Raw genomic sequence first — 9058 nt, forward strand, 5'->3', positions numbered from 1 at the left:
CCCTGTTATTCTCTTTTTTGGAAAGGACTGGATATGTGTATTCTGATTATGACTGTCGGGACCGGCCGCGATCGGCAGGACATCGCCAACGCACTGTTGTTTTCGATACAACGGCATAAGCCCCAACGCGTGGTTTTCCTCTGCTCGGAAAAGACCGCCAGGGAAACACTGCCTCAGCTGGAAGATTCCCTGCGCACCATGGATCTGAGCTGGGACTCGGTCGTCGCTCAAGATGAGAATAATGTGCAGAGCTTATACCACAGCTATCTGCAGCGGCTCCGGGCCTTTGCCCCGCAGGATCTGATTGTCGATTTTACCAGCGGCACCAAGGCGATGTCGGCTGCGCTGTTTGCCGCAGCGGTTGCCGTGGAGGCAGGACAGGTCAGCTATATCACCGGTCCCCGGGACGAAACCGGACGCGTCGTGGAATCGACGGGACTGGAGGCCTTTTATCCGATCTGCGTCTATGCCGAACGGCAGCTTGAACGGGCACGGCTGCTGTTCAACAAGCTGGATTTTGTCGCCGCGATGGAGCTGACCGACACCTTGCGCCGCGTCCTGCCGGATGGTCCGCTCAAACAGCAGGCCAAAACCATCTGGATGATCAGCCAGGCCTATGATTTGTGGGAACGGTTCCGGTGGGAACAGGCCGCACATGTCCTCAATAAAGCCGCCAATCCCTACGAAAACCTGGTCGGAGTTGACTTATCCCGCCTGGCCCATCAGACCGAGTTTCTTCAGAGGCTGCTCCAGGAAGAATGGGGCACCCCGCGATTGGTCGAATTGCTGCTCAATGCTCAAAGACGGTTTATCCAGGGACGTCTGGATGATGCCCTGTCACGAATGTATCGAGCCTATGAATACCTGGCTCAGGTCTATCTGAACAAACGGGGTCTGAATACGTCTAAAATAAAACTAGAAGAGCTGAAAAAAATGGGGATTTCAGCGATGACGCTGGAACGACTTGCCGTCAAACCCAAACAGTCCGGCGGCTGTGTGAAGTTGGGGCTTAAGGAAGCCATCGAATTGTTAGCCGAGCTCAAGGATGAGGTGGGACTGCACTTGATAAGGCTTTATTGGAATTGTCCCTACGATCCGAACAATCCGCCAAAAGACAATAAATGCAGCGGTCCCCTGAAAAACTGGCTGGAGGCCCGAAACAACTCCTGGCTGGCTCACGGCACAGTACCCATTGAAGAGCCGACGGTCAAGGGCCTTCTGAATACCTACCAGGAGCTGTTGGCCCAATATATCCCCCCTCAGGAGTATGAACAGATGAAGGCAAATGGAACTTTTATAACCCTGTAAATCACAGTCACGTACCAATCCATCAAGGTTGAAGAGAAACGCAGGGCAAGGGCCCATCGCGGCAGGCAGACAGAAGCCCGCCTGTGGCGGGCTGGATGTATCGCTTTGGCCTCTGAGCTTGAGGTAATATCTATGCCGGAGGCATTCCGATTAAATAAAAATGGATGCGCTTGCGGCGAGGCTGGAAGCAGCAAGCACAGAGGCTTGCCCTACAATAGTAGCTCAAACCTCCGTGTTTGAGGAAAAAAACTTAAAACATAATGGTCTGGAATACGTTTTAGAAACAAGACCAAACCGAGGGAACAAGGGACATAATCAGGGACCGTCTGCGACCGGAAGGGGGCCGAAATGAAGTAAAAACCAATCTTGACGAATCGGACGTAAAACCTTGTGATTGCCAGGGGTTGCAAGGCATTTCGAAGCCTTGTGAAAACCGGACAAAAAACCAGTGGGCGGTACAGGACTTGAACCTGTGACCCCCAGCGTGTCGAGCAATTCCGTTTTGCCCCTTCACAAAAGGGGTCAAAAATCCGTAACCTATTGCTATATAATGAGCTATAATTCACTTAATAATACAAGGGAAATACAAAAATCGTTGCAATTATTGCACCCGATTGCGTGCCATTGCAGTTATTGCGCGTAGTATACCGGTTTCGAGAGTAGAGTACTCTCGACCTGCGGTGTCCAGATAATGGGACATGATTGTCACTTTAATTTATCCTATTGCTTCCAAATATTATCCAGATTAATTATACGCACAGCTTGATTTGAGGAAATATATTCAGATTTTTCAAAAAAATGATAATTTTTTTGTCAACATTATGAGGCTGAGAAATGGCTGCATGATAAGAGTGGATTCTGGTTTGATTATTGCGTCGGAAGCAGAGAGATTATTTTCTTGCCAGAGGAGGGTGAGTTTGAATAAAATGTTAATCAAAATTGAATAGTTCTTGTCGTTTTACGATAGGACGCTTCAACCGAAATTGGCCAAATTTCCGCAAAGAAGCGTTACGTAGGACGGCGCCCCCTTGTATGCATAAAAGATACAGGGGGTGCTGCTCTCGTATTCTTTGCGGGCTGGCCAAGCCTCGGTTGATTACGTGCGGCAGTATCCCCTATATCTTTTTTCCTGCCGCATGAAATAAATCGTATAACAATCTTTTGATTCGGGGTCGAATATCGTGTTTGACTTCCGTCAAGACAGGTAGATCAGGATAAGGAGAAAACTATGGAGACTCAACGAGCGGTGGTGAAAGGCGTCAATTCTTGTGTGTTTTTCATTTCATTGATGTTGATTTTATTGTCCAGCCATCATACGATGGCGAATGTTATGACCATGACTTTTGAGGAATTCCTCGGACGGGATGGCACGCCGATCGGATCATTTTATCCTCGTGTTCACTTTCAGGCTCTTACCAGTGGAAACGATTGGCTGGTCAGTGATGTAACAACCGGCAACTATAATGCGTCCTCGTGGCCATCTGGACAATCCTGGGGTTCTTCGAATTATTGGATATACGATTATGTGGCCGCTTGGACGGGCACACCGGGCGACGGCGGCAAGATTACTTTTGGCGATACGGATGTGGTGTTTGTTGAGTTGGGTTACTGTTGTGCAACTCAACTGACTCTTACCGCTTATGACACAAGCGGTAACGTATTGGACACCGACACCGGACCGGCAAACCGTCGAATCGAAGAAGCCAATGCGAATGGTCCTGGAACGCTTCGGGTAGATGCCCCGTCCGGGAATTTTATCAGCTACGTGACTATCCATGACAGCGGTAATTATTGGATTGTTGACAATATTTCTGTAGGAACTGCAATTCAGTTTACCAAAGACGATAACCTTGCGGATGATCAATGCGCAAGTCCGGAGCAGGCAATAACATATCACATTTGTTTTGACAATCCATTCGGCAGAACAATTGATAACCCTTTCATTATTGACTGGCTGCCTGAAGGTGTTGATTACAATAGTATTCTGAGTATTGACCCGCTGATCATCGACGACAATTACAATCCGGAAGAACATTACTATCGCTGGGATTTGGACGACATCGATCCCAATGATTCATCCTGCGTGGAACTGGTCGTAACCGTCAATTACAACGCTGCACCAGGCGGTTATCTGCATAATGTGGCCGAATTGTGGGGGACTGTTATGGTCAATGACCCCAATGACCCGAATATTGTTTATCCTGAAAACCGCATGGTAGCCAGGGCCATAAAGGATACCCCTGTCTGCTGCTGGCGGGATATGCCGGAGGTGTTGTATGTGGACAAAAACGCCGTCAATGGCGCCAATAACGGTCTGGACTGGCAAAATGCGTTCACCAGACTTCAGGATGCGTTGGAGTATGCACGGTCTGCCGTCTGCGGCGAGGTACAATCCATCTACTGCGCCCAAGGGACTTATTCCCCCGGCGATAATGAAAATGACAGCTTTGTCCTGCCTCCAAATATCTCTCTTTACGGCGGATTCCCGACGGGCGGATGCGATTTCAGCTTGCGAAATCCTAAGAGGTATCAAACTACCCTTTCTGGCAAAATTGATGATACGCATCGCAACGACAACGTCGTATCTATGGGCAGTAATACGCTTCTGAATGGCTTAACGGTCTCAGAGGCCTCAATTGATGGCTATGGAATTTACGGTTCAGGCGCTGACTTTGCCTTAGAAAACTGCATCGTTGAAAAAAATGAAGCCTATGGCGTGTATGTAGAAGAAGGCAATGTGACCCTTGAATGGTGTACTATACGAAACAATAAATCTGACGGAATCCGCCACATCGGCTCAGGTTATACGCTTACTGTGGAAAATTGCTGGATCAGGCAGAACATGCAAAACGGGATTGCCTGCCAAGATTCAACACCTTTTGTAATCAATTCGGTTGTCACAGAAAGCGACCTATCGAATGAAGGACGAGCAGGCATTATGCTTTTTAATCCGACCAGCACGCCGCATCTTCAGAATGTTACCGTTGCCCACAATAAGACTATGGGCGTTGGTTTGATGGGAAGCACATTGCCAGAAATAAAAAACTGTATCGTCTACCATAACGGCGGCCCTGCACTTGCAGGTTTTTCAGCAGATCAGACGGCATCTTATAGTTGTATTGAAGACTGCAACTCCGTCAATAATAACCTCAGCTTAGATCCAAAGTTTGCCTATTTTGACCCCAATAATGTCAGAATTATGGCTGACAGCCCGTGCCATGATTCAGGGCTTACCCTTCAGGAAAATTACTCCCAGGTTGATATGGACAACAGAGACAGAGTTTTGGGGACTGCAGTTGACCGGGGTGCCTATGAAATCGAGTGTGAGGATACATCAAACAGCTATGACTTGAATGCAGACGGGCTGGTCAACATGGTTGAGTTCAGCGGCCTCTCAAGGGCATGGCTTGGGCACGATCCCAATGATCCGGTATGGCTGGCAGACCCGAATTTGGCTGATCCAAACCTTTCAGAGGGCTGGTATGAGTGGAAGTACAAGTACAATTTTGAGCCAACCGGAAGCAGCCAGTATTTGATTGATTTAGCAGATTTGACAGCCTTTTTGGAAGATGCTTCCTGGTTATGGAAGGCCTGCTGGCTCGACTTGGAAGAACTGCAAATGCAGCAGATGACCTTTGGTGGTGAAGAAGTTCTGACAACCAGCATCACAGAGCAGACGCTGATGGATAGTCAATCGTTTGCTGTTTCTTCACAGGAATCTTCCCTTGTACTTGATTCAACAGCCACCACCCCGGTTCCAGTTTCGATTGAGCAGCAAGTTTTGGACTTGAAGGACAGCATCAGGTTCCTGGAGCAAATCTGGCTTGAAGAACCAGATATACAGCAGGGAATCAATGCGGAAGACTGGCAGGAATTCATGAAAGCAGTTTATCAGAGTCTGTACGATTTACAGACAGAATCTGTCCAGATAGAATAAATGCTTGACTTGACGACATAAAAAGTGTATAATTATTGCCGTGTACAGGTTTTACTATTCCTGTACACGGCCTATAATAACTTAAGATGGAGACAGTGATGAAGATGAAAAGAACAGCAGCATTGTTGTTTTTTGCCTTTAGTTTTTCGATAGCATTTGGTGGTATCAGTGATGGATTTCTTACGGCAGATGATGGATATCAAGGGTATATTACTTGGAGGTCTTATAATCCTCCACTTGTTGTCGATGGAGGAGGAGCTTTAGAAATTTCTATTCGGGATAATGGCCGCTTAATTATACAATCAACCTCAACTCCGCTAGGAATGCTTGTTGGAGGAGTTTATGATATTAAACTTTATAATACCAGCCATCTGCTTTATACAGGTGGTTTAACCGAATTGATTACGATTGGCAGCAGTGCTACGGCAGAGCTTCATGGTGGAAGCATCAATCTTATTAAAAGTATGCAGTTTACGGAAAAGACCGGTGCTGATCCACACATAGACCTCTATTGTCAGCCCGGTTGGTCGTGGTTAAACAACGATCCTCTGCTTGGTATTCAGGGCAAGTGGATGGATGGCTCTTCTTTCGCGATAGAATTCATTAACGACAGTACTTATGATCTCACTTGGACTAACATTAATGTCATCACTCCAGAACCCGCAACTATGCTTCTGTTGGGTCTCGGTGGTTTGTTATTGCGTCGTAGAAGCTAAAATCATCTCAAGGGGCTTTCGGTTCTCCGAAAGCCCTATTTGTACAATCCGTCATGGAACAGCAGATAAACAATATAACACCGGACAGTAACGGAAATATCAGCTGCAATCCGCAGTTTGCTTATGATGGCGATCCCAATGTGGCGATTTATCATTTGCTCCCTACGTCGCCGTGTATTGACAGGGGCGACCCGGCAACATCGTGTGCAAACCAGAATGACCTTGATGGCCAAACCCGTCTGATGGGCAATTATGTGGATATGGGAGCCGATGAAATCGACCCCGATTGCAGTGATGTGTATAATGCGTATGACTGGAATGCTGATGGGCTGGTCAACATGTATGAATTTAACGGCTTTTCTCAAAACTGGCTGGCCCACGACCCCAACGACCCGGCTATCGTCGACCCCAACAATCCCAACCATGATTATGTGACCGACCCGAATAGCCCCGGTTATATCGACCCGAGTCGGTGTGAACACTGGTATTCCTCGGCATATCGGTACAATCTATCGACTGCCGGCGATAGTATTTACTCCATTGACGTTGCCGACCTGATGGTATTGGTGGAAGATGCACCGTGGCTGTGGGTGGCCTGCTGGCGAACGGATATTCGGGAATATCAGGAGCAGCTTGCAAATCAGCAGAGTATGATGATGTTATCTGCCTCCTTGGAATCTCAAGTGTCTTCTGAATTGTATGAAACGAAATCTGTATCATCGGCAGGGACAATCTCTGCGTTAAGTGCGACTCAGTCCCCAGAAGAAGAATCTTCTGTTGAAGAATTTGACCCTGTGGCGGAGCGTGAACAGATTGCATCTCTATTAAAAGATATTGAAGTCTTTATTGATGCCGGGGGAGAAGATGCCCAGACTTGGCAGGAAATCAAAGACCTTTTGGAACAAAGCCTTACAGAATTGGAAGACATGACAATTAAGACGACGGAGTTTTAATTGATATGTCGGATTTATTAATGATAACTAAATTAGGTTTGGAGGATTAACAATGAAACGGTTTGTGTTGATTATGTCATTGGCAATGTCGATATCGGCTTTTGCGGGTTATACCTATACTATTACGGATGGGATGGATTTTGGCGGATTAACACTGACTGGTACTCAATCCCTTTTGATGACGGGAGGCGGGGGAGATTCATTAAGTTTATTAGGATCGAGTTCTGCGGTCATTCAGGGGACAGCTCCTTATGATCAGACAGTATATCCTAGTGGTGGAATTCGTGACTTAAGTGTTGGTGGTTATGCTCACCTTGATTTTTCTGGCGGAGAGGTCTATGAAATTAGTATTGGTTCTTATGCTACTGCGGTATTAAGCGGAGGAACCATTCAACGATTGAAGACTTCGCAACTCGTAGGTTTACAGGTTGATCCATACATTGAAATAATCTGCAAAGATTGGGATTACAATACAGTAACAAAAATGCTTACGGGCATTTGGGCGGATGATTCAACATTTGCCATTCAACTTGTTGATGTTGCAAACTATACTCCGACTATTGATGATATTACTTTTACTATTATCCCCGAACCAGCGACAATGCTGTTGTTAGGGGCAGGTGGATTATTCCTGCGACGTAAACAAAAATAGAATATTTTGAAACAAAAGGGGCTTTCGGTTTTCCGGAAGCCCCTTATGTGTTTTCAACCATTTTGAATTGGAGGTATTTATGAAAAAGACGATACTGATGTTATTGTTGGTTTTGTCTGTTTCTGCTTTTGCTTATCTTAACAGCGGGACACAAAACATCTACACCGGAGAAACATTTGGACAGTTTTTTGTCAGTAATGATGCCACCGTAAACGTATATGGAGGACAAATAGATGCGTTTTATATGGGGAATAGTAGCATTTTAAACGTTTATGGTGGAACTGTGAATGCTTATGCAAGTCTTAGCGACAATAGTACTGCAAACATCCTTGGAGGTGTTGTCGAAAGGATTATGGCTGGGGGAAACAGCAATGTAACTTTGAGTGGAGGTCAGATAAATACGCTTGAAAGTAAGTATAATTCAGCCGATCCACAGCATATTAGATTAATCTGTCAATCAAATTATTTGCTGGCTTATACAGGTACGGCAATTACAGGTATCAGTGGTATGTGGTGTGATGGCACTGCATTCAATATTCATTTAAGCACTAATTACGGCACTACTATTTCCAGCAATATTACTATCATCCCCGAACCGGCAACATTATTTTTAATTGGTCTTGGCAGCCTGCTGGTCCGACGCAAATAAAAAGCCTCCTTTCTTTGGGCTCCCTCCTTGCCCAAAGTTATACCTGCCGGTCCGACCTTAATTTAAAACCGGCAGGTTTCTTGTATTACTCAGAAACTTACCGGCGTGATATCATAATCTTCACCCAGAGTAATGCTCCACGGATTAGCATAGCTGTAGCCAAGATTGGCTGGTTTGGTGACCTGCCAGGCACCGAAGCTGCCGTTTGTCGCCTCGACTGTGACGGTACTGTTTTTTGGGAACCAACCTTCATACGGTAAATTATATCCGGTGCCATTGACTTTTGCCTTAAAGTTTCCCGATGCATTGATTTTCAACTGGCAGCCATCAACCAAGGTCTGTTTAAACCACTTGCCGCCTTTGTTTTTGGATGAATTAAAATAACGGATACGGTAATAATACCGCTGCCACAACGCACCTGCAGGGAACCAAAAGCATCCTGCGCCAGAGGCCATACCCGGAGCACGGAAGGAAACGATGACATTCTGCTGGCCTGTATTGTAATTCCACAGCAGCGGCTCAAGGTTTTGGGCCATCGTTGTCCAGTTGATGTTGTCCGAGCTTCTTTGGATAATGAATGCCGCCGAATCGCCTGCCGGAACAATCGGCACATCGAATTTGACCCAATCCCAATATTCCGTATGAGCGCCGGTTATGTCGATATTGATTCTGCACAGGCCGGTGAAGTCTGCCGGACCTTCCCCGTGGTTGTATAAATCTGCTGTGACGGTTTTACTTCGAAGGGAACACGGGAAAACCGGCTCATTCAATAGAATGTCCACCGGCTCAGATGGAGTCCCTGTGTTGGGTATCGGCGCATTATCCCGGCTGCAGGCCGTCACA

7 protein-coding genes are annotated in these 9058 nt (G+C 46.5%); 6 read left to right on the forward strand and 1 reads right to left on the reverse strand.

Annotated features, from left to right (window positions below):
• Window positions 1-33 precede the first annotated feature (33 nt).
• From ACQ9LF_RS04805 to ACQ9LF_RS04830, 6 genes are all read left to right on the forward strand, one after another.
• Window positions 34-1308, forward strand: coding sequence for a TIGR02710 family CRISPR-associated CARF protein (locus ACQ9LF_RS04805; protein ID WP_462488238.1), 1275 nt, complete (start codon window positions 34-36; stop codon window positions 1306-1308).
• A gap of 1228 nt (window positions 1309-2536) precedes the next feature.
• Entirely contained in the window at window positions 2537-5245 is a 2709-nt protein-coding gene (locus tag ACQ9LF_RS04810) for a right-handed parallel beta-helix repeat-containing protein (RefSeq protein ID WP_462488239.1), read from the forward strand.
• Window positions 5246-5343: 98 nt separating this feature from the next.
• On the forward strand, window positions 5344-5961 hold the full coding sequence (locus ACQ9LF_RS04815; RefSeq protein ID WP_462488240.1) for a PEP-CTERM sorting domain-containing protein: 618 nt from the start codon (window positions 5344-5346) through the stop codon (window positions 5959-5961).
• Window positions 5962-6014: 53 nt separating this feature from the next.
• Entirely contained in the window at window positions 6015-6914 is a 900-nt protein-coding gene (locus ACQ9LF_RS04820; RefSeq protein ID WP_462488241.1) for a choice-of-anchor Q domain-containing protein, read from the forward strand.
• Between the two features lie 52 nt (window positions 6915-6966).
• Window positions 6967-7566 (forward strand): PEP-CTERM sorting domain-containing protein, encoded by a 600-nt coding sequence (locus ACQ9LF_RS04825; RefSeq protein ID WP_462488242.1) that lies wholly within the window; start codon window positions 6967-6969, stop codon window positions 7564-7566.
• Window positions 7567-7645: 79 nt separating this feature from the next.
• Window positions 7646-8215 (forward strand): PEP-CTERM sorting domain-containing protein, encoded by a 570-nt coding sequence (locus ACQ9LF_RS04830; protein WP_462488243.1) that lies wholly within the window; start codon window positions 7646-7648, stop codon window positions 8213-8215.
• 89 nt (window positions 8216-8304) lie between these two features.
• Here ACQ9LF_RS04830 and ACQ9LF_RS04835 read toward each other — a convergent pair.
• Window positions 8305-9058: hypothetical protein (locus ACQ9LF_RS04835; protein ID WP_462488244.1), on the reverse strand; the 754-nt coding region annotated here is incomplete at its 5' end.

The sequence above is a fragment of the Anaeroglomus insulsum genome, assembly GCF_050689095.1.
GTDB classification, from domain to species: domain Bacteria; phylum Planctomycetota; class Phycisphaerae; order Sedimentisphaerales; family Anaerohalosphaeraceae; genus Anaeroglomus; species Anaeroglomus insulsum.